Source organism: Nocardia sp. NBC_00565, assembly GCF_036345915.1.
Classification (GTDB): Bacteria; Actinomycetota; Actinomycetes; order Mycobacteriales; family Mycobacteriaceae; genus Nocardia.
This window is the reverse complement of record NZ_CP107785.1, coordinates 286,146-311,027: the sequence shown is the minus strand read 5'-3', so window position 1 is coordinate 311,027 and position 24,882 is coordinate 286,146. Positions and strand designations below refer to the sequence as shown.

At 66.6% G+C, this 24,882-nt stretch carries 23 protein-coding genes; 5 read left to right on the top strand and 18 right to left on the bottom strand.

What is annotated here, in order from left to right:
• Positions 1-45 precede the first annotated feature (45 nt).
• Positions 46-1,023: a hypothetical protein gene (locus OG874_RS01820; RefSeq protein WP_330253374.1), complete on the bottom strand. Its 978-nt coding sequence runs from the start codon at positions 1,021-1,023 to the stop codon at positions 46-48.
• 102 nt (positions 1,024-1,125) lie between these two features.
• Here OG874_RS01820 and OG874_RS01815 point away from each other — a divergent pair, with 102 nt between their 5' ends.
• Positions 1,126-1,797 carry a TetR/AcrR family transcriptional regulator gene (locus OG874_RS01815; RefSeq protein ID WP_330253373.1) on the top strand — a complete coding sequence of 224 codons (672 nt, stop codon included), beginning with the start codon at positions 1,126-1,128 and terminating at the stop codon, positions 1,795-1,797.
• Between the two features lie 131 nt (positions 1,798-1,928).
• Here the strand turns inward: OG874_RS01815 and OG874_RS01810 are convergent, their stop codons facing one another.
• The 7 genes from OG874_RS01810 to recO form a co-directional block, all read right to left on the bottom strand.
• Positions 1,929-2,534: a response regulator transcription factor gene (locus OG874_RS01810; protein WP_330253372.1), complete on the bottom strand. Its 606-nt coding sequence runs from the start codon at positions 2,532-2,534 to the stop codon at positions 1,929-1,931.
• Positions 2,535-2,567: 33 nt separating this feature from the next.
• A complete protein-coding gene (locus OG874_RS01805) occupies positions 2,568-3,755 on the bottom strand; it encodes a sensor histidine kinase (protein ID WP_330253371.1) in 1,188 nt (395 codons plus the stop codon).
• A gap of 259 nt (positions 3,756-4,014) precedes the next feature.
• Positions 4,015-4,797: an ABC transporter permease gene (locus tag OG874_RS01800; RefSeq protein WP_330253370.1), complete on the bottom strand. Its 783-nt coding sequence runs from the start codon at positions 4,795-4,797 to the stop codon at positions 4,015-4,017.
• A 1-nt stretch (position 4,798) separates the two neighbouring features.
• A complete protein-coding gene (locus OG874_RS01795) occupies positions 4,799-5,761 on the bottom strand; it encodes an ABC transporter ATP-binding protein (protein WP_330253369.1) in 963 nt (320 codons plus the stop codon).
• A 79-nt stretch (positions 5,762-5,840) separates the two neighbouring features.
• Positions 5,841-6,266 (bottom strand): hypothetical protein, encoded by a 426-nt coding sequence (locus tag OG874_RS01790; protein WP_330253368.1) that lies wholly within the window; start codon positions 6,264-6,266, stop codon positions 5,841-5,843.
• A gap of 13 nt (positions 6,267-6,279) precedes the next feature.
• A complete protein-coding gene (locus OG874_RS01785; RefSeq protein ID WP_330253367.1) occupies positions 6,280-7,104 on the bottom strand; it encodes an isoprenyl transferase in 825 nt (274 codons plus the stop codon).
• Between the two features lie 83 nt (positions 7,105-7,187).
• A complete protein-coding gene (gene recO, locus OG874_RS01780) occupies positions 7,188-7,958 on the bottom strand; it encodes a DNA repair protein RecO (RefSeq protein ID WP_330253366.1) in 771 nt (256 codons plus the stop codon).
• Between the two features lie 97 nt (positions 7,959-8,055).
• Here recO and OG874_RS01775 point away from each other — a divergent pair, with 97 nt between their 5' ends.
• Together OG874_RS01775 and OG874_RS01770 are read left to right on the top strand one after the other, a co-directional pair.
• Positions 8,056-8,550, top strand: a complete 495-nt coding sequence (locus OG874_RS01775) for an HIT family protein (protein ID WP_330253365.1) — start codon at positions 8,056-8,058, stop codon at positions 8,548-8,550.
• 33 nt (positions 8,551-8,583) lie between these two features.
• Entirely contained in the window at positions 8,584-9,360 is a 777-nt protein-coding gene (locus OG874_RS01770; RefSeq protein ID WP_330253364.1) for a M15 family metallopeptidase, read from the top strand.
• Between the two features lie 3 nt (positions 9,361-9,363).
• Here the strand turns inward: OG874_RS01770 and OG874_RS01765 are convergent, their stop codons facing one another.
• Complete coding sequence (locus OG874_RS01765) at positions 9,364-10,611, bottom strand: MFS transporter (RefSeq protein WP_330253363.1); 1,248 nt, start codon at positions 10,609-10,611, stop codon at positions 9,364-9,366.
• A gap of 123 nt (positions 10,612-10,734) precedes the next feature.
• Between OG874_RS01765 and OG874_RS01760 the strand changes: the two genes are divergently transcribed.
• A complete protein-coding gene (locus OG874_RS01760) occupies positions 10,735-11,703 on the top strand; it encodes a LysR family transcriptional regulator (protein WP_330253362.1) in 969 nt (322 codons plus the stop codon).
• 135 nt (positions 11,704-11,838) lie between these two features.
• Here OG874_RS01760 and OG874_RS01755 read toward each other — a convergent pair whose 3' ends face one another.
• Entirely contained in the window at positions 11,839-12,438 is a 600-nt protein-coding gene (locus tag OG874_RS01755; RefSeq protein WP_330253361.1) for a TetR/AcrR family transcriptional regulator, read from the bottom strand.
• On the bottom strand, positions 12,425-13,291 hold the full coding sequence (locus tag OG874_RS01750; RefSeq protein WP_330253360.1) for an alpha/beta fold hydrolase: 867 nt from the start codon (positions 13,289-13,291) through the stop codon (positions 12,425-12,427). The genes OG874_RS01755 and OG874_RS01750 overlap by 14 nt, the downstream gene beginning before the upstream one ends.
• Positions 13,292-13,492: 201 nt before the next feature.
• Here OG874_RS01750 and OG874_RS01745 point away from each other — a divergent pair, with 201 nt between their 5' ends.
• Complete coding sequence (locus OG874_RS01745; protein ID WP_330253359.1) at positions 13,493-14,932, top strand: amidase; 1,440 nt, start codon at positions 13,493-13,495, stop codon at positions 14,930-14,932.
• 2 nt (positions 14,933-14,934) lie between these two features.
• Here OG874_RS01745 and OG874_RS01740 read toward each other — a convergent pair whose 3' ends face one another.
• The 7 genes from OG874_RS01740 to OG874_RS01710 all read right to left on the bottom strand — a co-directional run bounded on the left by OG874_RS01740 (position 14,935) and on the right by OG874_RS01710 (position 24,800).
• Positions 14,935-17,787 (bottom strand): ABC transporter substrate-binding protein, encoded by a 2,853-nt coding sequence (locus OG874_RS01740; RefSeq protein WP_330253358.1) that lies wholly within the window; start codon positions 17,785-17,787, stop codon positions 14,935-14,937.
• Between the two features lie 603 nt (positions 17,788-18,390).
• Positions 18,391-19,296, bottom strand: a complete 906-nt coding sequence (gene era, locus OG874_RS01735; protein WP_330253357.1) for a GTPase Era — start codon at positions 19,294-19,296, stop codon at positions 18,391-18,393.
• Positions 19,289-19,648 (bottom strand): cytidine deaminase, encoded by a 360-nt coding sequence (locus OG874_RS01730; protein WP_330253356.1) that lies wholly within the window; start codon positions 19,646-19,648, stop codon positions 19,289-19,291. The genes era and OG874_RS01730 overlap by 8 nt, the downstream gene beginning before the upstream one ends.
• Positions 19,645-20,994: a hemolysin family protein gene (locus tag OG874_RS01725; protein WP_330253355.1), complete on the bottom strand. Its 1,350-nt coding sequence runs from the start codon at positions 20,992-20,994 to the stop codon at positions 19,645-19,647. The genes OG874_RS01730 and OG874_RS01725 overlap by 4 nt, the downstream gene beginning before the upstream one ends.
• Positions 20,991-21,545 (bottom strand): rRNA maturation RNase YbeY, encoded by a 555-nt coding sequence (ybeY, locus tag OG874_RS01720; RefSeq protein ID WP_040688009.1) that lies wholly within the window; start codon positions 21,543-21,545, stop codon positions 20,991-20,993. Before ybeY ends, OG874_RS01725 begins: the two co-directional genes overlap by 4 nt.
• A 22-nt stretch (positions 21,546-21,567) precedes the next feature.
• Positions 21,568-23,706, bottom strand: coding sequence for a PhoH family protein (locus OG874_RS01715; RefSeq protein ID WP_330253354.1), 2,139 nt, complete (start codon positions 23,704-23,706; stop codon positions 21,568-21,570).
• Positions 23,707-23,846: 140 nt separating this feature from the next.
• Complete coding sequence (locus tag OG874_RS01710) at positions 23,847-24,800, bottom strand: LysR family transcriptional regulator (RefSeq protein WP_330253353.1); 954 nt, start codon at positions 24,798-24,800, stop codon at positions 23,847-23,849.
• Positions 24,801-24,882 lie beyond the last annotated feature (82 nt).

The following is a 24,882-nucleotide window of genomic DNA, read 5'->3' as shown; positions in this document are numbered from 1 at the left end:
GATTGCCGGGTGATGGTGGTCTGCAGTGGATTTCGGGGCCGAATATCAGGCGGGGACCGGATCCGCGGCCGGGACCGGGGTGGGGCTGGTTTCCACGCGGCGGCCACGCAGCGCGCCGATACCCAGCAGGGCAAGCGCCGCGAGGGCCCAGATGATCAGGACCACAAGCGGTTTGGTGGCGGCGGCGCCGTCGAAGAAGGCGACCGAGCGCAGGAGTGAGGCGGCCGCGCCCGGGGGCAGGAACTGGCCGATGGTGCCCCACGGCTGCGGGAGCAGTTCCGGGGCCGAGGTGGCGGCCGAGAACGGGTTGCCGACCAGCAGCATGGTCAGCGCGGCGATGCCGATGCCCGCGCGGCCGATCGCGGCGGCGAGCCCGACGACCGTACCGGAGACCGCGAACGACACCAGACCCGCGACCGCCGCCAGGGTCAGATAGGGGCCGGGTACCACCGACATCCAGCCCTGAATGATCACTATGCTCAGCAGACCGCCCGCGATGCCGAAGGTGAACAGGCCGATCACCTTGCCGCCGATTGCCGGAATCAGCAGGCTGAGCACGACGCCCGCCGCGATACCGGACATAACCAGCGGCAGCACCATCGCACCGAAGGCGGTACCGCGCGGATCGTCGGGATCGGCGGCGACCACATCCTCGACCGGCGTGTCCGGTGCACCGGACAACTGCTGGGCGATCGCGGTGAGTTGTTGGGCCACAACGGGACTCGCGCCCGAGGCGATCAGCACGCGGGGCGCACCGCCGCCGGTGATGATGGCGCCGTAGACGTCTCGGTTCTCGATCGCGGCGCGGGCCGCCGCTTCGTCGGCCGGGTTGGTGATGTCGAACGCGTCCGGATCGTGCTCGGCCAGTTTGTCGGCGACCATCGCGGCCTGCGGACCGCTGACGGCAATGGGCAGATCACGCGGCGCGATATGGGCCGCGGGCCAGGCGAACGCGATCAGCATCAGTGCCTGGAGCAGGGCGGCGCCGATGCCTACGGCGAGCGCCCGCTGAATGGTATTCATGACATTCTCCCGAAAATCGAATGACCGTTCTCTTTCGATCTGGATACCGTCGCACGGCCTATCACACTTGTCAAGAACGAGCATTCGTTTTACTTTGGAGCCATGCCCCGAGTCAGTGCCGAACACCTGGAACGCCGCAGGCAGCAGATCCTCGACGCCGCGCAGCTCTGCTTTGCCCGCCGGGGCTTCCACGAGACCTCGATGCAGGACATCTTCACCGAATCGGGCCTCTCGGCCGGGGCGGTCTACCGCTACTTCAAGAGCAAGAACGACATCATCGCGGCGCTGGCGACCGAGACCACGGTCGAACTACGGGCCGTGATGACCGAGGCGATCCGCACCGATCCACTGCCGACCCCGGCAGAGTTCACCATCATCATCGCGCGATACATCGTCGCGCACAGTGGCCCCGACGGCACGGTGCGCTTGGCGCCGCAGGCCTGGGCGCTGGCGCTGGTGCACCCCGAGGCCGCCGAATACGTCAAGGCCGCCGTCCTCGGCATGCGCGACCGCTGGCACGAGTACGTCGAGCGGATGCAAGAGGTGGGCTGGCTGCCCGCCGAGGCCGACACGCATGCCGTGACGACCGCGATCATCGGCCTGTTACCGGGATTCATGTTGCAGCACTTGATCATCGGCGATGTCGAACCGGAAACCTTCGCCCAGGGTGTGCGGGTCCTGCTGCCCTACGGTGAGCCCGCCGCGCAAGCTGTGCGCACCTCATCCCGCACTACGCGCTTGCCGGTTGAGTCCGCATCCCGCTCGGCCGACTGATCGGCTGGGCGCACGGGCTGTCAGAGTCCGCGTCCACCCGTGGCGGCCTGATCTGCACGCCCGCATGCGGACGGTGCATGACCTGCCGCAGCGGACTGGCGAATCGGTGGCTCCTGTCCCGCGCCGAGCGCTCACAGCCAGCCGAGGCGTTCGGCTGCGCGGACCGCTTCGGCGCGGGTGCTGGTTCCGGTCTTGCCGATGGCGGATGAAAGATGGTTGCGGACAGTGCCTTCCGATAGATGTAGCTGTTTGGCGATCGCGCCCGCAGTCGCACCGTCGGCCGCGGCGGCGAGGACTTCGCGTTCGCGTGCCGTCAGCGGCGAGGTGCCGACGGACAAAGTCTCGGTCGCCAATGCCGGATCGACGACGCGCAAGCCCATGTGGACGCGGCGCACCGCATCCGCCAGCTCGCGAGCAGGGGTGTCCTTGACAACGAATCCGCTTGCGCCCGCATCGATTGCGCGCCGCAGATAGCCGGGTCGGCCGAACGTCGTGACCATCAGAATCCGCACGTCCGGATGAGCGGCGTGCAACTGCGCCGCGACCGCGATGCCGTCCATGCCGGGCATTTCCACATCCAGCAGGACCACATCGGGTGTCGTGCGCGCGACCGCGTCGAGGACCTCGTCGCCCCGACCGACCTCGGCGACCACCGCCAGATCGGTCTCCAGACCGAGCAGCGCGGCGAGCGCGCCGCGGACCAGCGCTTGATCGTCGGCAAGCAGGAGACGGATCATGCCCGGCCCCGGCCCATCCGGCCGATTTTCGGATCACTCGACAGCGGGCACCGTGGCACGCACACGAACTCCACCTCCCTCAGGTGACGACAGCGTCAATATTCCCCCGGCGGCCCGCACTCGTTCGCGCAGTCCGGACAGACCCGACCCGGAATTGAGGCCGGTTCCCAGCCCGCGACCGTCATCGAGGACCTCGATGCCGGCTTCGGTCACCGTGACCGTGCAGTGGCGGGCGGCACTGTGCCGGATCACATTCGTCACCGCCTCGCGCAGCACCCAACCGAACAACTCACTGTGGCCGCTATCGGGCAGTCGCACCGTATCCGGGAGTGTGGCCTCGATATCAGCAGCCGCGAGCGCCGTCCGCGCATTGGCCAATTCACCACGCAACGACACCTCACGCAGACCGCCGACCGTGTCCCGAACCCCGGTCAGCGCCTCGCGCGCCAGCCGCTCGACATCGGCCATCTCGGCCTTCGCCCGTGCCAGGTCGACATCGATGAGGCGTTGCGCGAGTTCGGTTTTCACGGTGATCACGGTAAGCGAATGGCCGAGGATATCGTGCACGTCGCGTGCCACCCGGTTGCGTTCCTCGACGATCGCGAGCTCGGCCCGCTGCCGCCTGGCCAGCTCGGCCAGCCGCTCACCGCGCAATCCCAGCTGCCTGGCCGCCCAGACCACGACGGGTACGAACGATACGTAGAACGGGACACCGGACAGACTCGGCAGCGCCACCGGCACCAGCAGCATGGCGAGCATGACCGCGAACGCCACATATCCCGACTCGCGCGTCGGCATGTGGAACACGGCCGTCACCCCGACATAGATCAAGGTGGGCAGGGCGATCGGGCCGAGCAGCGCGATCAACGCCGCGGTGCATGTCGCCATGGCCGCGAGCACCGGCCACAGTCGGAGGTCGGCCGGGTGTTCGATGAGCGGTTCACTCCGGTCGGCCCGGCGGAAGACGATGAAGGAACCGACGATCAACGCCGCGTAGGCGAGCACGGCCGCGGTCGCGAGACTCGCGGTCGGCTGGTCCGCGCGCACCCAGGCCTGGATGACCGGTCCGATCATGTAGGACAGCCAGGCCACCGACATCAGCCCGCCGAACCAGCCGCGCCGCTTGCCCTGAACCGAGAATCCGCCGTCCTGCACAACCCTGTCCAGCAACTGGGATGCGCCACCGCCCCGCAGCGAATCGAACGCGGACCTCACACCCATCCGATCCCCCACCCCGCCGGTGCGCACGCGAAACCCGGCTCCCGGTCGCGCGCACAGTGGTTGATCACGAGCACCGACGCTACCGAACCAGCTCGGACCCACACGAGCGATACACCACGCGCGGCGTCACCGCCGAGCACGGCCCACCCATCCGATACGGCAGCCTCGAACAGCCACACGCCCCGCACCTCCCCGCCGACGCAAAGCCCGGCAGCACACCCTAGCGGGCGGACGGCCGGGCTTCGGGCTACCGGGCAACTCAGCGTGCGGTGTCACGGCGGAACAGGATGGCCGCGCCGCCGCCGAAGATGGTGGCCCAGACGACGACGTTGAGGATCGCCATAACGATCGAGGCGGCGCTGGTATCGCCGAACGGCATACGGGCCAGGGTGGCGACACCGTTGGTGGGGAAGATCTTGGAGACCGTCTCGAACCAGCCGTGCAGTGGCATGAACAGGCCGCCGGCGAAGGACAGGCCCGCGAGGACGGGGCCCAGCAGTTGCATGACGTTCTCCGAGGGCAGCAGGTAGCCGATGAACAGGCCGAATGCGGCGAAGACCAGGGAGCAGATCCAGGCAAGCAGGAAGCAGCTCACCCAGGCGGTAACAGTCAGGTGGGCGCCGAGCAGGCCGCCGACGACGAAGACGGCGGTGACCGACCCCAGCCCGAGCACCATCGCGACGGCGACCTTGGTGGCGATGTAGGCGACCGGACGCAATGGGGTGAGCCGCAATTGGCGGCTCCACCCCTGGGCTCGTTCGATCGCGACCATCGCGCCGCCGCTGGTGGTGGCCAGCATCGCTCCATAGACCGCCATCGAGACCATGATGTAGCCGGTGACATTGCCGGAACCGAAAGTCTGTGTCCTGTCATCGGATTGCAGGCCGAAGATGGCGAAGAACAGTGGCGGCACGATCAACGTGAAGATCAGGGTGCGGCGGTTGCGGAGCATGCGGCGCAGCTCCAGACGGAGGAAGCCGAGGCTGAGGCCGCCCAGCGGCACCCGAGTTGTCGAAACTGCCTGTGGGGCAAGGGTAGTCATATCAGTTTTCTCCGGTGGTGAGCGCCAGGAACGCGGATTCGAGATTGTGCGAAGTGATTTCGAGATCGACCGCGGTGGTCTCGGTGAGCAGATAGCGGGCGATGGCGTCGGAATCCTTGGTGTGCAGCAGGATTCGATCGCCGCGCAGCTCGACATGGTCGACGCCGGGTACCGCGAGCAGCCGGGTCGGATCGGCGCCGGGCAACGTGGCGCTGACGGCGCGGCCCGCGGCCAGATTCTTGATCTCGGCGGCGCTGCCGTCGGCGACCACCCGGCCGGCGCGCACCAGCACGATCCGGTCGGCGTAGGCGTCGGCCTCGTCGAGATAGTGGGTGGCGAACAATACGGTGCGGCCACGATCGGAGTCCTCGCGCATGGCGTTCCAGAATTCCCGGCGCCCTTCGACATCCATACCGGTGGTCGGTTCGTCGAGCACGATCAGATCCGGATTCGGCAGCAGTGCGAGTGCGAACCGGAGGCGTTGCTTCTGTCCGCCGGAACATTTCCCGACCAGGCGGCCGCCGATATCGGCGATGCCAGCGCGGGCGAGCACCTCCTCGACCGAGCGCGGGTTCGCGTGCAGCGTGGCCACCAGCTGCACGGTCTCGGCGACGGTCAGATCGGGCAGCAGCCCACCCGACTGCATGACCGCCGAAACACGGCCCAGTGCAAGGGCTTCCGCGGGCGTGCCGCCGAAAACCCGGACGCTGCCGGAGTCCGGCCTCGCCAGCCCGAGCAGCATATCGATGGCGGTGGTCTTACCCGCGCCGTTGGGGCCGAGGAAGGCGACGATCTCCCCCGGCGCGATCGTCAGGTCGAGTCCGTCGACGGCTCGCACCTCGCCGCCGCCCGGGAGCCGGAAGCTCTTGTGCAGATCGTGCAGTTCGATCGCGGACGACGCTCGATGCTTCCCCGAGCTCCCGGCCGCGGCGAAGATGGCCGTGGTTGTCAGTGCCGATGTCATAACTCAACAGTCGCGCGATCGGGGGTTCGGCACCTCGCACGAGTGTCACCGACCTGCCATGACATCTGTCATGGCATCGTCAGGGCAGCAGCCCCTGTCTGGCCTTACCCGCGCCGGAGAGCACCAGCAGCAACATGGTGGCCAGCGCCTGGTCATCCAGGCCCGCCGCCGGGAAGGTGTAGCGCAGAATCACGTCGGCCTCGCTGCCGCGACTGATCAGCGTGATCGAGCCGAACTGAATCGCGCTGTTGCGCTCGGCGACTCGCTTGTGCAGCTGTGGTTTCAACGGGCGGTCCCAGGCCAGCACGCAGGTCAGCGTCAGCACGTCCAGGCCGGGCGCCAAGGTCACCGCGCGCAGCGAGCACAGCGCGCCCTCGTACTCGAAGCCGATCGAACCCTCGGGGTCGACGCGCACGTCGACGTCGTAGAGCGAAAGACAGGCGCCGGCCCGGGCCTGTAGCTCTTGTTCGGGGGTCACTGTTGCGTCCATGTCGGTGCCGTTCATTTGGTGCCGCCGTTCACTTGGTCCCCCCGAAGCGACGGTCACGCGAAGCGTACTGGAGACAGGCCTCCCACAGGTTGCGCCTGTCGAAATCGGGAAACAGGGTGTCCTGGTAGACGAATTCGGCGTAGGCGGACTGCCAGATGAGGAAGTTCGAGCTGCGGAATTCACCGGAGGGGCGCAGGAACAGATCGACGTCGGGCATATCCGGCTCATCCAGGTATTTGGCGACCGTCGCCTCGGTCACCCGCTCCGGATCTATCTCCCCCGCCGCCACCCGACGCGCGATTTCCCTTGCCGCATCGGCGATTTCGGCCCGACCGCCATAGTTGACGCACATGGTGAGGGTCATCACCGTGTTGTCCTTGGTCAGCTCCTGGGCGGTCTCCAGTTCGTTGATCACGCTGCGCCACAGCCGCGGTCGCCGGCCCGCCCAGCGCACCCGCACACCCATCTCGTGCATCTCGTCGCGGCGGCGGCGGATGACATCCCGGTTGAACCCCATCAGGAAGCGCACCTCCTCCGGACTGCGCCGCCAGTTCTCGGTGGAGAAGGCGTAGGCCGAGAGCCACTTCACGCCGATCTCGATACAGCCCTCGACGGTGTCCATCAGCACCGCCTCGCCGCGCTCATGGCCCGCGGTGCGCGGCAGTCCCCGCTCCTGCGCCCAGCGACCGTTGCCGTCCATGACCAGCGCCACGTGCTTGGGCACCAACTCCGGCGGCAACTCCGGCGGCGTGGCCCCCGAGGGGTGCGGCGACGGTGGACGAACGGCGCGCTCGGCACCCGACCGTGCACTGGCCGACCTGGTCGGCGCGGATGAGTCTCGACGGAGGATCACGGCAACTATCCTGCCTGATGGTTGTGGAGGGTTTGTGCAGACCACCGAGTCATCAGCCGGCTCCGGTTCGCGAGCGGCTGTCGTCAGCCCGTTTGTCCCGCGGTCGCGGATTCTCGCGCCGCGGTCGATCGCTCGATCAGCGGCAAGGTGCGCAGTTGGCGTTCCAGATGCCACTGCAGGTGGGCAGCGACCAGGCCGCTGGCCTGTCTGCGGATCTGTTCGGGGACCTGCTCGACATTATCCCACTCGCCCTTCAGCAAAGCGACCAGCAGGTCGAGGACGCCCGGTGCCGGGGTGGCGGAACCGGGTGGTCGGCAATGCACGCAGACCGCGCCGCCGGCGGCGACATGGAACGCGCGATGCGGGCCGGGGGTCGCGCAGCGGGCGCATTCGTCCAGTGCGGGCGCCCAGCCCGCAAAACCCATGGCGCGCAACAGGTATGCGTCGAGGATCAACTCGTGCGGCCGCTGCTTGGCGGCGATTGCCCGCAGCGCGCTCGCGGTGAGCGCGTGCAGCTTCGGCGCGGGCGCGCGCTCCTCACCGGCCAACCGCTCCGCGGTCTCCAGGACCGCGCAGGCCGTGGTGTAGCGGCCGTAGTCGTCGACGATGTCGGCGGCGAACGCCTCCATCGTGTGCACCTGTGTGATCGTGTCCAGATTCCGCCCCGGATGCAGCTGCACATCCACATACGCGAACGGCTCCAACCGCGCCCCGAACCGCGACTTCGTCCGCCGCACCCCCTTGGCCACCGCCCGCACCAACCCGTGCTGCCGCGTCAGCAACGTGACAATACGATCCGCCTCGCCCAGCTTGTGCTGGCGCACCACGACCGCCTCATCCCGATACAAACGCACCCCGCCATCCTTTCACGAATAGGCGACACAGACCTCCAAGCACGGCCGAGCAGCGCTGGCTCGCGGCTATCGTGACGGATCTATCTGGGGAGGCAATGTGCTCGAAGATCGGCAGCCGTTCAATGTGGCGGGGTATCAACAGCGGGTGCGGTCGGGGCCCTGTTTCATTTGCGAGTTGGTCTCGGGTGCTCCCGGGTCCGAGCATGAAATTGTGCTCGATGACGGCGCGCACATCGCCTTCCTCGGCAGGTATCCGACGATGTACGGGCACGTTCTGGTGGCGCCGAAGGCGCATATCGAGCATGCGGTCCGGGACTTCGAGGAAGATGCCTATCTGCGGCTGCAGGCGGTGGTCTATCGAGTTGCCCGCGCGGTCGAAGCCGTTGTGCCGTCGGAGCGCACCTATCTGCTCTCGCTGGGCAGTCAGCAGGGCAATGCGCACGTGCACTGGCATATTCAGCCGCTTACTCCCGGCACGCCGTATGAGCATCAGCAGTTTCATGCGCTGATGGCGGAGAACGGGGTGATTCCCTGGTCGGCGGGGCAGGCGGCGGAGTTGGCGGGGCGGCTGCGGGTGGTGCTCGATTCGTGATCGTCGGTGGGGATGCGCGGCTACCATCGCAGGATGCGCGGAATGTGGTTCTGCTCAGTGGTATTGGCTGTGGTGGGCGCGGTTGGGGTGGTGGGCTGCGCGGAGACCGAACCGAGTTCGCCGCGGGCGGATGAGTCGGCGTTCGTTTCGGTGACCGAGGTGGATCCGACGATCATCGTCGAGGCGCGGTACTTCGGGGTGCACAACTTCGTTGGGGAGCGGATTCACGGGTATGAGGCCGCGAAATGTTTATTGACGAAGGAAGCGGCCGGCGCGCTCGCGGAGGTTCAGAAAGAACTGCGGCCGATGGGACTCGGGCTGAAGACCTATGACTGCTATAGGCCGCAACAGGCCGTGAACCATTTTGTGGCGTGGGCCGAGAATCTCGATAACACTCGGATGAAGGCGGAGTTCTATCCGACGGTGGAGAAGTCGAATCTGTTCAAGGACGGGTACATCGCGGAGAAATCCGGCCACAGTCGTGGCAGCACATTGGATCTCACGATCGTCGCGCTGCCGACGGCCGATCAGGAGCAGTATCGCGACGGTGATGCGCTGCGCGCCTGCACACTGCCCGCCGACCAGCGATTCCACGACAACAGCCTCGACTTCGGTACCGGCTACGACTGCTTCGATCCGCTCGCACATACGGCCAGCCCCGCACCGAGCGGTACCCAGCGCGCTCTGCGTGAGCTACTGACGAACCTCATGGACGAGCACGGTTTCACAAACCTCGCTGAGGAATGGTGGCACTTCACCTTGCAGAACGAGCCGTTCCCGAACACATACTTCGACTTCCCCATCCGATGACATTCATGCGACCCGGACGTCTTCGGCCGACGTGGCGGGCTCAGGGTCGGACACGTGTGTCCGTTTGGGCAGCAAGAGCGGGGTGGCGAGCAGGAGAACGCCGGACATGGTGATCGCGGCGAGCGGGCTGGTGAGTGTGGCGAGGATGCCCCAGAGCACCATCAGGGCAGCCTGTAGGAGTTTGCTGCTGGCACTCCATGTACTGAGGACTTGGGCGGCATGATCCGCGGGAGTCCGTTGCAGGCGTTCTGTTGCGTAGATCGGATTGAAGATGCCCATACAGGTGATCAGCAGGCCCTCGACGATGATCACGGTGAGGAGTCCGGGGATGCCGGGACGGACGAATGCGAGACCGAGTGGGAACAGCGATCGCAGCCAGCCGGAGACGATCATGACCCGGTGCCGGCCGTAGCGGGTCACGAGGCGGGCGGAGAGGCGGGCGCCCACGTAGCCGCCGAGTGCCGGGATGCCGAAGGCGAGACCGTATTGCCAGGCCGGGAAGTGGTATTCGCCGAGCAGGAGGACGGACAGGACCGGGACGGTGGCCATGATCAGGCCGCTTACCAGGATCGAGTTGAGGAACAGGCGCCGTAGTGCGCGGTCGTGCAGGATGAACCGCCAGCCGTTGAGAAGGTCGGCTCCGCGCAACCTGGTGGCCGGGTCGCGGGGTGCCGCGACGTCACCTCCGCGGATGCGGAGGACCCCGAGCGCGGACAGCAGGTAGCTGAGGGCGTCGGCCATGACAGTGACGACCGGGCCGAGCAACCCGATGAGCGCGCCACCGAGCGGCGGGCCCGCCGCGGTCGCCACCCAGCTCGTGCCCTCGAATCTCCCGTTCGCCACAAGGAGGTGATCGCTACGGACGAGATATTTCAGATACGCACCGGATGCGGCAGTGAAGGCGATGCTCGCGGTCCCGGAGATGACCGAGACGACCAGCAGTTGGCCGTATGACAGCAAGCCGAGGACGTACGCGATCGGGACACTCACCATCGCGACGAACCGGATCAGGTCCATAGCGATCATCACCGGACGCTTGGCCCGGTGCTCGACCCACGGCCCGAGCGAGAACGCGACAACCGCCGCGACGGCAAGCCCGGCCGCCTCCAGCAGCGAAACGGCGAAGGCCGGCGAGTGCAGCACTTGAACCGCGATCAGCGGGAACGCTCCGAAGGCAATCCACGTGCCATATGTACTGACGGCGTAGGCCGACCACAGCCAACCGAAACTGCGCCCCAACTGCACGTGCATGCGACTCCCTCGCGACAACCGATGTTCGGGTCTCTGCATCACATCAGCCGCACCATCGCGGGATCAAACAACTGGCTCCCCGGCGAGCCACAACGATCAGTTGGGCACTTGTAAGCTGGATCAATGGATACCGAGGCGGTGCGATCGTTCGTCCGCGCGGCCGAGCTCGGACAGCTGCAACACGCGGCCGACGAGCTCGGCGTGACGCAACAGGCCGTGTCGAAGCGGATCGCAACCCTCGAGCGCCAACTCGACGTCCGGTTGTTCACCCGCACCGCCCGAGGGGTCGAGCTGACACTCGACGGCCAAGCCTTCCTCCCGCACGCCCGGAACATCATCACGGGTGTCGATCGCGCCATCACCGCGATCAGACCGGGCTCGCGGGCCCTTCGGATCGACGTTCTCGGCCTGCGATCCGCGCAGGCCGTCGTCCTGCACGACTATTGGCGGTCGCATCCCGAAACCAACCTCGACGTGGTTACCCTCCGGGTCAATGACCCGTGCGTGGCGGTCGCCGCCGTCCGAGCAGGCGATATCGACGCCTCGTTCCGCACGGTCACCGACCCGGCCATGCTGCCGCGCGACGTGCAAATGATCCATGCGTTCGACTCCCCGCTGGAACTCCTCGTCGGCCCGAGACATCCGCTCGCCTCCGCACGAACACTGACACCACCCCAGCTGCGCAAGCACCGGATCTGGGTGCCGGGTATCGCGCCGCGAAGCGAATGGTCAGAGTTCTACGATCAGCTCGCCACCGACTTCGACCTCCGCATCGACGCCGCGGGACCGAACTTCGGCAACGAGGTACTCCTCGACATCCTCGCGGACTCCGCAGACGTGGCCACCCTCATAGGCGCGCGCGACCGGTACATCTGGCCGACGAACCACGACCTACGCCGCATTCCGATCGTGAATCCGACACTCGCATACCCGCTCTCGCTCATCTTCCCCAGAACGAATCCACACCCAGGACTGCGGGCAATCATCAACCACTTCGGCAGCCTGACACCGCTCCCTGAGACAGCCTGGCTCCCATCCTGGGCAACGACACCACGCCGCAGCGACGGAGACATCGAACACACCCGACGCTAACGGTCGCTTCCAGCAGCACGCTGCCGATACGACTCGCCGAACCCACCCGTAGCCAAGGTGACTCGACCGGCCACTGCCGACAACGTCATGGCCGGTAACAGCCAGTTATGCGACACCCTCGCAACCGCGCACACGTCAGGTGCGCAGAATGCCGCCGATGAGCAGCATCAGGGACTGTTGCGCCTGCGCCCGGGCCGCATCCCGATCGGTTGCGTGGGCGACGATCAGGCCCGCTTCGGTGACCGCACTGAAGATCAACTGGGCCAGCACCGGAATCGGCGCGTCGGCGATCAGCCCTTCGTCGCGGGCCCGTTCGAGTTCGGCGACGATCAACCCCAACCCATGGCGCGCCTCGAACTCGCGAAAGGCCTGCCACCCGAGTACGGCGGGCCCGTCGTAGAGGGTGATGCGGATCATCTCCGGACGCTGACAGATCTCCAGGAAGGTATTGAGGCCGATGGCCATCGAGGTGAGGATGTCATCGGGATTCACTGCGCCGATGGCGTTTTCGATTTCCGTGGTGCCCTCGACTTCCAGTTGTTCGAGCACAGTGAGGAACAGGCCGCGTTTATCGCCGTAGTGGTGGTGCAGCGCGCCGCGGGTGACCCCGGCCTCGGTGACCAGTTCCTCGGCCGAGGTCGCCGCGAAACCGCGCTCGGCGAACAACCGGCGACCGGCCTGTTCGAGTGCGGCGCGGGTGGCGCGGGAGCGATCCTCCTGACTACGGCGTGGCATGCAGCCGAGTGAACTCCAGAATCGTTTCGGAGAGCAACTCGGGCTGGTCCTCGGGCAGGAACGTGTAGGAGTCGTCGATGAATTTCAGGGTGGCATTCGGCAGGTCGGCGGCCAGGCGTTCGGCGAACTTCACCGGGAACAGCTTGTCCTCACGGGCCCAGGCGATCAGCACCGGCACCCGCACCGACGGGAATCGGGTGGCGGCATCGAGTGTGTAGCGACGATGCACGCTCTTCAGGAAGCGCCGCAGATCCTTTCGGATAGCCGCCGAATTCCGGCTCGGCAGCAGATAGGAATCGGCGATCTCCGGCGCGACCGGGCGTTTGGTCACCCAGCCGAAGGCGATCGGCAGGCGGTGCAGCGCACGGATGCGCATCAACTCGGTCAGCGGCCGCATCGAGCCCGGAACGCGCGCCAGCACGGGTAGCGCCGCGAAGGCCGGCGGGAAAAACCCCTCGTAAGCGTCGCACGAGGTCAGCACGACGCGGCCGATGCGCTCCGGTCGCCGGGTCAGCAACACCTGGGTGATCGCGCCGCCGGTGTCATTGGCGACGATGGTGACGTCGGCGAGGTCGAGGCGCTCCAGAAATTCGGCGATCAGATCGGCAACCCCGGTCGGCGTGAGATCCGCTGCGGGGACCGGGATTTCGTGCGATCCGAGCGGCCAGTCCGGTGTGATGCAGCGATGGCCCGCCGCCGCGACGGCGGGGACGACATCGCGCCAGAGGTCGGCGTTGACGAGCAGACCGTGCACGAATACGACCGGCGCGCCCGCCCCGGTGTCGTGATACCGAATGCGACCGCCGGGCAGATCTACCTCGTGGGTGCGGCCGAGTGAAGTACTGATTCCCATGGTTCCTCCAGATGCTCGCAGTGTGCGTTCCACTGTTACATACATACGGTATGTATGTCTACAGTCATCCGGCCTCGCAAGCACATGGGCAAGTCGCGAATAGGAACGGGGGCGAGCCTCCTACCTCGGGTGGAGATTCCAAAGTCGATATGGACGATTGACCAGCTGGGCACTACCGTGCACAGAAAGAACGGAGTTCACATGACGGTGTCCGACCCCACCATGCGTCCAGCCGAGCCGGACCGGACCACCGAACTCGGACTCGCCGAGTTCGCGACCGCACTCGGACAGGGCACCATCAGCTCCATCGACGCGGTCGCCGCCGCACTCGACCGGATCGAAGCCAGCCAGCCGACCCTCAACGCGTTCCGGATCGTGCGGCGCGAGCAGGCCCTCGCCGAGGCGGCCGAGGCCGACGAGCGCTTGGCGGCAGGCGAACGCCTCCCCCTGCTCGGCGTACCGATCGCGATCAAGGACGATACCGATATCGCCGGTGCGCCAACGGCATTCGGCTGCGGCGGCGATCTCCCGCCGAAAACCGAAGACGCCGAATCGGTTCGGCGACTGCGCGCGGCCGGTGCGGTGATCGTCGGCAAGACCAACACCTGTGAACTCGGCCAGCTGCCATTCACCAGCGGCGCCGCCTTCGGTCACACCCGTAACCCGTGGGACGCCGCGCATACCCCCGGTGGATCGTCCGGGGGTTCCGCGGCCGCCGTCGCGGCCGGATTGGTGCCCGCCGCACTGGGTTCCGACGGCGCGGGCTCGATCCGCATCCCGACCGCGTGGACCAACCTCGTCGGCATCAAACCGCAGCGCGGACGCGTCTCGACCTGGCCGGCGGCCGAGGCCTTCCATGGCCTCACCGTGAACGGACCGTTGGCGCGCACTGTGGCCGATGCGGCACTGCTACTGGATGCCGCCGCCGGACCGCACCCCGGCGATCTGCACACCCCCGCGCCGCTCACCGTCTCCGATGCCGTGGGCCGCGACCCCGGGCGACTGCGCATCGCACTGTCACTGCGAATTCCGTTCACCGCCACCAGGACCGCGCTGCATCCGGAGGTCGCGGTCGCGGTCGAGCACATCGCCGCCACCCTACGTCGGCTCGGCCATTCGGTGACCGTGGCGGATCTGCACTACGGCATCATGATCGGCGCGTCCTTCCTCCCGCGCTCGATGGCGGGCATCAGCAAGGTATACGACAAAATGCCGGGCGCCCGAGTGGATCCGCGCACCACCGCGAACGTCCGGTTCGGCCGCGCGCTCAACGGACCCGCACTGTTCGCGGCGCGACAGGCGGAACCCTTGCTGCACAAGCGAATCGGCAGCTTCTTCCGCGATTACGATCTGGTGCTCGCGCCGACGACCGCGACGCCCCCGCCGCGCGCCGAGGAGATCGACGGTATCGGCGTCAACGCGACCAACGACCTCATCACCGCTGCTTGCCCCTACACCTGGCCCTGGAATGTGCTCGGCTGGCCCGCCGTGAACGTCCCGGCGGGCTTCACCGACACGGGTCTGCCGGTCGGCGCGCAGCTGATGGGTACCGCGAACACTGAGCCGCTACTGGTTTCCGTTGCGGCACAACTGGAATCGGAACTCCGCTGGGATCGCCACCGTCCCGAACCCTGGTGGTGAGTTCAGCGTTCGGGCGGGGTCCAGTCCTCGGTATCGCTCTTGGTGCCCGCCGGGCACCCGTCCGGACCTCGGCCGTTGATGACGCCCTGCGGATACATCAGCAAACACTGCCGCGGCTGGTCGGATCTCCCGAGGCCGGTGGCGACAAGGATGCCGATGGTGGAGTCGTCGGCCACTCGACCTCGGCTGAAGTACAGCGTCCCGGTGACTCCGAGGTAGTCGGTGCCGCGTAGTTGCAGTGCGATGGCGGCGCGATTGACCTCGCGGGGGCGCTCCGGCCGGGCGCGATTGACCCGGACCGCCTGCAGGATCACACCGGCGACGTCGTAGGCCAGTCCGGTGCGGTCGCCGGGCCACGACGGATGGTAGGACGCCAGATCCGGGTAGGCGGCAAGATCGGTTACCAGCCTGGACATTTCATTGCACAGCTCCTGGAAGTCGAGGGTGGGCGCCTCGGTGCCGACCACCCCGTTGCCGCGCACGCACTCCGCGCCACCCAGAATGATGGGCACACCCTTGGCGACGTAGCGCACGGTCAGGCTCGCCGGTAGCGCCGCCATCGCCTTGGGGTCGGCGATCAGGCGGGTCACCGTGTCGGCGCCCAGGATCGCGGGCGATTCCGTCGCGAGGCAACCCCGGGTGACCGCATTGCCGAAGGTCGCGAAGTCGTCGTTGCGCCCGGCGAAGAACAGCAGCGTGTGGCGATCGAAGCCCGGTGTCTCGCACGGCGCCGGGAAGCCGTACAGCTCCTGCTGCGCGTCCCAGCTGCGGCTGTCCCGTGGCACCCCGCGTCGGTCGAGTTCGGCGTTCAGATCGGCCACCAACGTGGTGACGTAGACGTCGTCGGTGACCTTCGGGTGATACACCAGCACGCGGTGGTAGCGCAGCTGTCCGGCTTCCGGTGTGCCGCCCGGATAACGCGCTCCCTGGACATAGTCCGCGATCAGCCTGGCCTGGACCCGGTTACTCGGCACGGACTGGAAGAACATCGGCGATGCGGCCTCCAACCCATCGGCCGACAGTGTCGTCGCGACGACCGGTACCCCGAGATCGCCCAATTTACCGATCGCCCGTGCCGTCTCCGCGGTGCTGCGGTCCATGCCGACCACACCGAGCACCCCGGGGTCCTTGCGCAGCATGTCGGCCAGCAGATGGTCGACCACCCACGATGCCGCGCGCATATTCGTACCGCCGTTGGCGACGATGATGCGCAGCAGCGGCTCCGATTCGTCGGGTGCGCCGATGGCACGGCGCTGCCGCACGGCCAACCCGGCCAGCTCCTGAACTTGTGCGTGCGGATACCGAACATTGCTGTCGGAGTAGCTGATTCCGGCGAAATAGACGAGCGAGATCAGCGGGCGGCGCGGATTGTCGCGCCGGATGTCGGCGGCGATCTTGTTCTGCCGGAACACTTCCCGCTGCATCGCCGACAGTTCCGGGTCGTCGGCGAAGACCTGCCGGTCGTTATCGCTGTAGCCGACACATTCCCCGCCGTGTTCGGCCACCGCGATACCTGACGTCCACGGCCAATGCGAGCAGGGGGCGCCGCGCAGCGCCGGAACGTACACCAGCGCCGTCGCCACCAATGCCGCCACCGGGATCAGCACGCAGATCGAGACGAACCATTTGCGAGCGGCCAACGGCGGAGCGGGCGGCACGGCCAGGTGCGTGCGATTGGGGTCGCCGATCCGGCCGTCCACCGGATCGGGCAGCGCCAATCGCAGGTACCAGGCATCGGCCAACCGGTGGGTCCGGCTGTTGTCGATATCGCGCAGCCACTGCCGCAACGGATCCGGCACCGGTCCGGAAGCCGGTCCGTCGTCCAGGCTTTCGAGGTTGTCGAGGCTGTGCAGATCGCCGATGTCGGCGAGTTGGTGTACCGGCCGCGCGGGTTCCAGATCGCGCGGGTCGTAGTCGAGGGCGGCGACCACCACCAGCGGATCGAAAATCCCGGTCTCATTGCGGATATCGTTGATCCGGCGCAGCAGATCGGCACCGGAGCTACCCACCGCAACGGTACCGAGCAGCGCCACCGGATAGGCGGTGCGCCGCCAGCTCGACGGCCGCCAGATCCGTTGCCGATACGCATCGCGCAGATCCTCGAGGAAGGCGTGCACCAGCAGTTTGGCGACCTGGTCCTCGTTCTCGTCATTGCGCAGCGATGCGGTCAACCGCGTCGCGAAACCCAGGAAACTGTCCGATAATTCGGGCGCCATGTACCGCTGGCGCATGAACCAGCGGGTCTCCTTCGACAGGCCGGGCACCCGTCCGCTGATCCACATCCACAGCCGCAGCACCGGCCACAGCGCGAGCACGGCGAAGACCACCCAGGTGAGCCAATCCCCGACCTCACCACCCATCGAATCGGAGTCGCGCGAACCCAGGCGCAGCAGCTTGGGCAGCCGTGCCCGCAGCTCCACCGCCGCCTCCGTCTCGTCACTGGTGACGCGCTGTCTGGTCAGCCAATCCGCGGTTCGATAGCGCGGGAACGAGATCGGCCCCATCGCGGTGTTTTCAGTGGAGAACCCCGCGACCAGCCGCTGCAGAATCGGCAGGCAGTGCGCGTTCACCTCCCGACCGGTCGCGTTCGGGTCGGGCCGGATGGCATCCGGTGCCAGACTGTGCAATTCGACCCGGGCGCGCGGCACCGCGCGACGGCCACCGGACTCACCGAGCCAGCGGTAGATCTCCGTGAGCAACTCACCATTGGCCGCGGGCCCGACCAGGCAGATCAGCGGACGCGGCAGCTGGCGTCGCCTACGCACCAGAGTTCGCAGCACCCGGGGACGCTCGTGCGGCACATACAGTGCCCGCAACAACTCCAGGAGTTTGCCGATATCGTTCGAACCCGGCATCGTGGCGTCCTCCCCCATGGTTCAGTAGTAAGACGGTACAAGACCTTTCGGTGCTAGATCGGCGCGTTTCGCCACCAGCGGTCGAGGAGATCCCGGCCGGAGTCGCCACCGAATAGTCTCAACTGACAGAAGCTGCGGACGCTGTCCGCCGGGGGTCTTGGGGAGCAGCTCGGGCAGCACCCGAACCATGTAGTTATGACCGCCCCACGATGCGGCGCCAGCGGCAACCGTAGTCGTGGTGGTGGTGCTCGGCGCGACCGCCGTACTAGACCCTGCCGAGGCGCCGGTCGAGGACACATCACTCGAATTCCCGCACAGCGCAAGTGCACTCGCGATGCCGAGTACGACAACCGCTGCCGCGATACCGACGACCAGCGCCGCGGATGCTGGACCAGAAAGACGGTGCCCATACCGCCCGCACCGAGACCGCGTCGATCTGGTACCCAGCGAATACCGCACCCTCGACCACGCTCACAGCTCAGCCCTCCGTATGCGTCGGGACCCTTCCGACGCACTTGCGGCCGCCCGGAGTCATCACGGACCGCGGCCAACGGGCCGACTATAGCAGCGGGATCGGGGTATCACATCCCATGATTTCCACCGTCAGAACCCGAGCTTGCCAAGCTGTTTCGGGTCGCGCTGCCAATCCTTGGCGACCTTGACGTGCAGGTGCAGATAGATGCGGGCGCCGAGGATGTGTTCGATCTGCTTGCGGGCGTTGATGCCGACCTCCTTGAGGCGCGCACCGCCCTTGCCGATGATGATGGCCTTCTGCGACGGGCGTTCGACGTACAGCAGGGCGTGCACGTCCAGCAGGTCTTCGTTCTCTTCGCGCGGCAGCACTTCCTCGATGACCACCGCGAGCGAGTGCGGCAGTTCATCGCGCACACCCTCCAGCGCGGCCTCGCGGATGAGCTCGGCCATGAGGGTTTCCTCGGGCTCGTCGGTGAGCTCGCCGTCGGGGTAGAAGGCCGGGCCCTCCGGCATTTTCGAGGCGATGACATCGACGAGGACCTCGACCTGTTCACCCTTGACGGCGGAAACGGGCACGACATCGTTTTCCGGACCGAGCAGCCGCGACAGCGCCATCAACTGTTCGGCGACCTGGTCGCGGCTCACCTTGTCGATCTTAGTGACCACGCCGAGCAATGTGGTCTTCGGCGCCATCTGCTTGATCTGCTGCAGGATCCACTTGTCGCCGGGGCCGATCTTCTCGTCCGCCGGAATGCACAGCGCGATCACGTCGACTTCGGAATACGTATCGCGCACAAGGTCGTTCAGCCGCTGGCCGAGCAGGGTGCGCGGCCGGTGCAGGCCAGGGGTGTCGACCAGGATCAACTGGGCGTTGTCGCGGTGCACGATGCCGCGGATGGTGTGCCGGGTGGTCTGCGGGCGCGAGGACGTGATCGCGATCTTCTGGCCGACCAACGCGTTGGTCAGCGTCGACTTGCCGGTATTCGGGCGGCCGACGAAACAGACAAAGCCGGAACGGAATTCGGTGTCAGCCACCCTGTACCTCCGCGCTCGCGGCATCGTCGACGATATCGAAGACGGCGCCGTCGCGGTCGGTGAAGACGATGCGCGCGTTCGCGGAGACCTCGCGGACCGCCGTGACACCGGCATCGGAGAACCGGCCACCGACCACCACGGCCGCCTCGAATCCCTCTGCGCCACTGGAGATCGCGGCCGCGACGGCCGCCTGCAGTGCGGTCAGCCGCAGTGCGGTCAGGCTGACCTCACCGGCCGCGTACGTGCGCCCGTCGGTATCGCGGATCGCGGCGCCGGCAGTACCGTCGGTGCGGCCCAGCGCGCCACGGGCCAGCACCACGAGCTTGGCGTCCTCGGCATCCAATTCGGTCATTCGCTATCTCCGTTCTCATCACGATCGGGTGGGACGTCCCGGTCCGATCCGTTACTTTTGCGCTTGCCGTCGGATTTCTCGGCATGCGTTCGCTCCGGCGCCCGGCGCACGACGACGGTGTGCACCCGCACCCGCCCCCGCGCGTCCGCGCCACCCTCGCCGCGCAGTACCAGGCCGTACACAACGGCTTTGGAACCGGGCAGCGGCACCCGCCCGAGCGCGTGCGCGAGCAGGCCGCCGACGGTGTCGACGTCCTCCTCCTCGATCTCCAGGCCGTACAGCTCGGCCAGATCCTCGACCGACAGCCGCGCCGAGACCCGGTAGCGGCCCGCGCCGAGGTCCTCGATGGGCGGGGTCTCGTCGGTGTCGTATTCGTCGGCGATCTCACCGACGATCTCCTCGAGCACATCTTCGATCGTCACCAGTCCGGCGATGCCGCCGTATTCGTCGACCAGCAGCGCCATATGGTTTCGTCGGCGCTGCATTTCGTCGAGCAGACTGTCCAGCGGTTTGGAGTCGGGCATGAACACGGCCGGGCGCATGACCTCGTGCACCTGCACCCTGCGACTCTTATCCGCATACGGCACAAGGTCTTTCAGGTACACCACACCGAGGATGTCGTCGACATTCTCGCCGACCACCGGAATGCGCGAGTGCCCACTGCGCACCGCGAGCGACATCGCCTGTGCCGCGGTCTTATCCGCCTCGATCCAGACCATCTCGGTGCGCGGCACCATCACCGCGCGGGCGGGGGTATCGCCGAGTTCGAAGACCGACTGGATCATTCGGCGTTCGTCATCGGCCACCACACCGCGCGCGCTCGCCATCTCGACGACCTCGCGCAGCTCGACCTCAGAAGCGAAGGGGCCGTTGCGAAATCCCTTACCGGGTGTGATCGCGTTGCCGAGGAGAATCAGCAGCCTGCTGACCGGACCGAGCACCGTGCCGATGAATTGCAACGGAAGCGCGGAGGCGAGCGCGATGGAGTAGGCGTGCTGACGCCCGAGGGTGCGCGGGCCGACTCCGATCACCACGTAGTCCACCAGCACCATGACGGCAGCGGTGCACAGCAGCGCCCAATCGTCGTCCCACAGCGGGAGCAAGGCCGCGGCCAACAGCACCGTCGCGCTGATCTCGCACAGAATACGAAGCAGCACAAGCAGATTCACGTACCGCGGGCGGTCGGCCACGATCCTGGTGAGCCGCACCGCACCAGGCCGGTCGGCTCGGACCATATCCTCGAGCCGCGCCGCTGAGACCGTGTTCAACGCCGAGTCGACACCGGCGAACACCCCGCCCACCGGGACGAGCAGGATCGCCAGCAGGATGAGGGTCAGCGAACTCACGCGGGGCCCAGCGCCTCACCAGGTGTGGTGAAACCCGCCTTACCCAGCAGCCTGGCATCGCGCTCGGCCAGTTCGGCCCGGCGCTGCGCCTCGCGCAGACTCTCGTACCACTCTTCGAGCAGTCGAGCCTGCAGCGCGAACATCTCCTTCTCCTCCTCCGGCTCGGCGTGGTCGTAGCCGAGCAGGTGGAGCACGCCGTGGACGGTGAGCAGCGCGAGTTCGTGGTCCAGCGAGTGACCCGCTTTGCGGGCCTGGCCGGCGGCGAATTCGGGGCACAGCACGATATCGCCGAGCATGGACGGACCGGGTTCGGCGCTGTCGGGTCGACCGCCCGGCTCCAACTCGTCCATCGGGAACGACATCACGTCGGTCGGACCGGGTAGGTCCATCCAGCGCATGTGCAGATCGGCCATGGTGTCGAGATCGACGAGCACCATCGACAGCTCGGCCGCCGGGTGCACGTCCATCCGGCCGATCACGAATCGCGCGACACTGACCAGGTCTTCTTCGGGTACGTCGACACCCGACTCGTTGGCGATCTCGATGCTCACCGCATCAGCCTATAAGCTGACGTCAGCGCCGATCCTCCCGGCTCGCGGCGCGGCGCTGCGCGCGATTACCCGGATAGTGCGGCCCGACCTGGGGCACCCGTTCCGCCTCGGCCCGCTCGTAGGCGTCGACGATATCGGAGACCAACCGGTGCCGAACCACATCGCTGCTGGTGAGCGTGGCGAAATGGATGTCCTCGATGTCAGTGAGGATCTCACTCGCTGCGCGCAGTCCGGAGCGCGCGCCATTGGGCAGATCGACCTGGGTCACGTCACCGGTCACCACGATCTTCGAGCCGAAACCCAGGCGTGTGAGGAACATCTTCATCTGCTCGGCGGTCGTATTCTGCGCCTCGTCGAGGATGATGAACGAATCGTTCAGTGTGTTATGCGTAAGGAGGAAGTCCTCCGTGACGTAGAGCGAATCCGCTGCGGCAACCTGGATACAGACCGCTTCCTCGGTGCCTGCGGGTTCGATCCGATCGATGTAGCGCTTCGGGGATCCGCCCCCCGATTCGCGATACTTCGCGAGCTTTCGCGCCAGCCGGAAAGGCTCCACATCCGATGGAAAACGCAGATCGAGAATGTAAGCATCGTGCCGATGGTGCACGCTACGGCCGCGCGCGAGTCCAGGCTTACGACCAGCCGCGGCCCGCCTACGCCAGTAGGCGACGCCGCCCAGTGACCGAACCAGGAACAGCATGTTGTCGCGCAGTTGCTCGGATGTAGTCGTGTATTGGATGCGACATGTCCGATCACGCTGCGTAACAGGGCCGCCGTCGGAGTCCAAGAGTCCCTGTAGAACCGCCAGCCGCACTTGCGGTGAATTGAACAGGTAGACAGCAGGCACAAACTTGGTGTCCGATTTGCATCCCCAGAGCCCAACGTCACGCATTACCGCTGTCACCGGGTTCTCCAATGTGATGACATCGCCGGGCGTCATCGTCCGATTCAGCACGTAGTCGATTTCCGACTTGCGCCGAACCGTCACACCGGCAAGCACATCCTGCAGCGCGCCGGCCAACTCGCCGTCCGCACTTGTGAACCCCGGTGTCGTCTTACCAGCGACGCACCCGTCCCCGAGCAGCAACCCCATTGCATAAGGGTCCATCGGGACTGGCTGTGGCTCGAAGCAAACCGGCTCGCTCAACAGCGGTAGTTCGTACCGATGGTAGTGCGCAGCACGGAGATTGCCGATCATCTCCTTTGTCTCGAGCACGCGTGGGGGCCTGCCCCGCCGACGATCGGAACGGGTGTACACCGTCCACAGATGATCGGCCGAGGCCAACACAGATCCACCATCTTGCGTATGAACTCGGTAGATCTCTTTGGGCCCCTGTGGGTAGACGCCGAGCACCGGAGTCGGGCGGCCGTCGGACCCGATAACAAGATCGCCGACCTCGAGCTCACCGATTGGGCGGAAGCCCGTGGGAGTCAAAACCTTCGTGAACAACGGTTGCGCGCGTCCGCGCATATACGCCAGCGGCGCGACCTCGATGACACCGGCGGCCATCAGCTTCGGAATCGCCTCCGGATCCATCATGTCGTGCAGCGCATCGTAGAGCGGGCGCAGATACGGGTCGATCTTCTCGTTGAGCGTGCCGGGCAGGAAGCCGAGCCGCTCGCCGGCCTCGACCGCGGGACGAGTGAGGATGATCCGGTTGACCTGCTTGGTCTGCAGTGCCTGCACGGCCTTGGCCATCGCCAGATACGTCTTGCCGGTACCGGCGGGGCCGATACCGAACACGATGGTGTTGGCGTCGATCGCGTCGACATAGCGCTTCTGGTTGAGCGTCTTGGGCCGGATGGTCTTGCCGCGCCGGGACAGGATGTCCAGGCTCAGCACCTCGGCGGGAGAATCCGAGGATCCCTCGGTCAGCATCGATACGGTGTGGCGCACCGCCTCCGGGGTCACCACTCGATTGCGACCGGTCAGCGCGACGAGCTGTTCGATCACCCGCTCGGCGAGGGCGACATCGGCCGCCTTGCCGGTGATAGTGACGGAATTGCCGCGGACATGGATGTCCGCATCCAGCAACTGCTCGAGTTCACGTAGATTCTGATCGGCCGAACCGAGGAACGGGAACACGGATTCGGGAGCGAGTTCGATACTGGAACGCACGGTGCGCGCTGCGGGGCCCGAACCTGTCTCGCCGGAGCTCATGCCTGCCGTGGGTGTAGTCGGGTCGCCGATCTCGCCTTGTGTTCTCAAAAGTGGCTATGGCCTGCTTTCCGGTCTCGACAGCTACGTGCTTTTGATGAAAGTTTAACGCGCGCCACTGACAACCTGCAGTGAATAAACGGCTACCGCCATCCGTAGCGACTGCTTGCCGGTCGCTCGAAACGACTAGCCATGGGGATTCCCCCGCGCCGCCGCGCCCAATCCTCGGTGAAGTCACGAAATCGTCGCACCGCCGCCGATGGCGGGGCGGTCGCTGACCAGATCAGCCCGACATCGCGCGCGGCGCCCGCATCCGCGAGCGGCACGGTCACCAGACCCGACAGCGAACCCGCGGCCGGCATCGGATCCTCGAGCGGCAGCACCGCGACGCCGAGTCCGGCCGCCACCAGTCCCGCGACCGTGACCAGGTCGGTGGATTCGAAGATGATGCGCGGCCGAATATTCGCGGCCGCGCACAGGTCGTCGAGAATACGGCGCATGCCGAAACCCGATGGCATCGTGATGAATTCCGCGTCGGCGATATCGGCGAGCCGAATGTGTCGGCGCGCGGCCAGCTTGTGTTCGGCGGGGACGGCGAGCACCAGCGGCTGATGCAGCAGATCGAGCCAACCCAAGCCCTTCGCGGTCGGGCGCGGCGAGACGATGGCCAGATCGGCTTCGCCATCGAGTACCTGTCCGATGACGTCGTCGGCGGCGCCCTGCCACAGCGTGACGCTGACCCGGGCCGATCCACGCCGGAAGCCACTGATCAGCTGCGGTACCAGCCAGCTGCCGAAGGAGTGCAGAAACGACAGCCGCACAACGCCTTTGGCGGGATCGGAGAGGTCGGCGACGGCCTGGCCCGCGGCATCGAGTTCGGCCTTGGCGCGGCGGGCGTGCTCGTAGTAGATCCGGCCGAAGTCGTTGAGCTCGATGCGTTTTCCGTGGCGGTCGAAGAGTTCGACGCCCAGGCGGCGCTCGAGGCGGGCCAGCATGCGCGACAGCGTCGGCTGGGCGATATGCAACCGTTCGGCGGCCGCGCCGACGCGCTCCAGTTCGGCGAGTGTCGTGAACCACAGCAGGTCGTCACCTAGCACTATCCGGCCTCTTCTTATGCGTTTGGCGCATTAGATACCACATTACTATTCATTTCCGTTCTTAAGGCCGGGCGCCCATCCT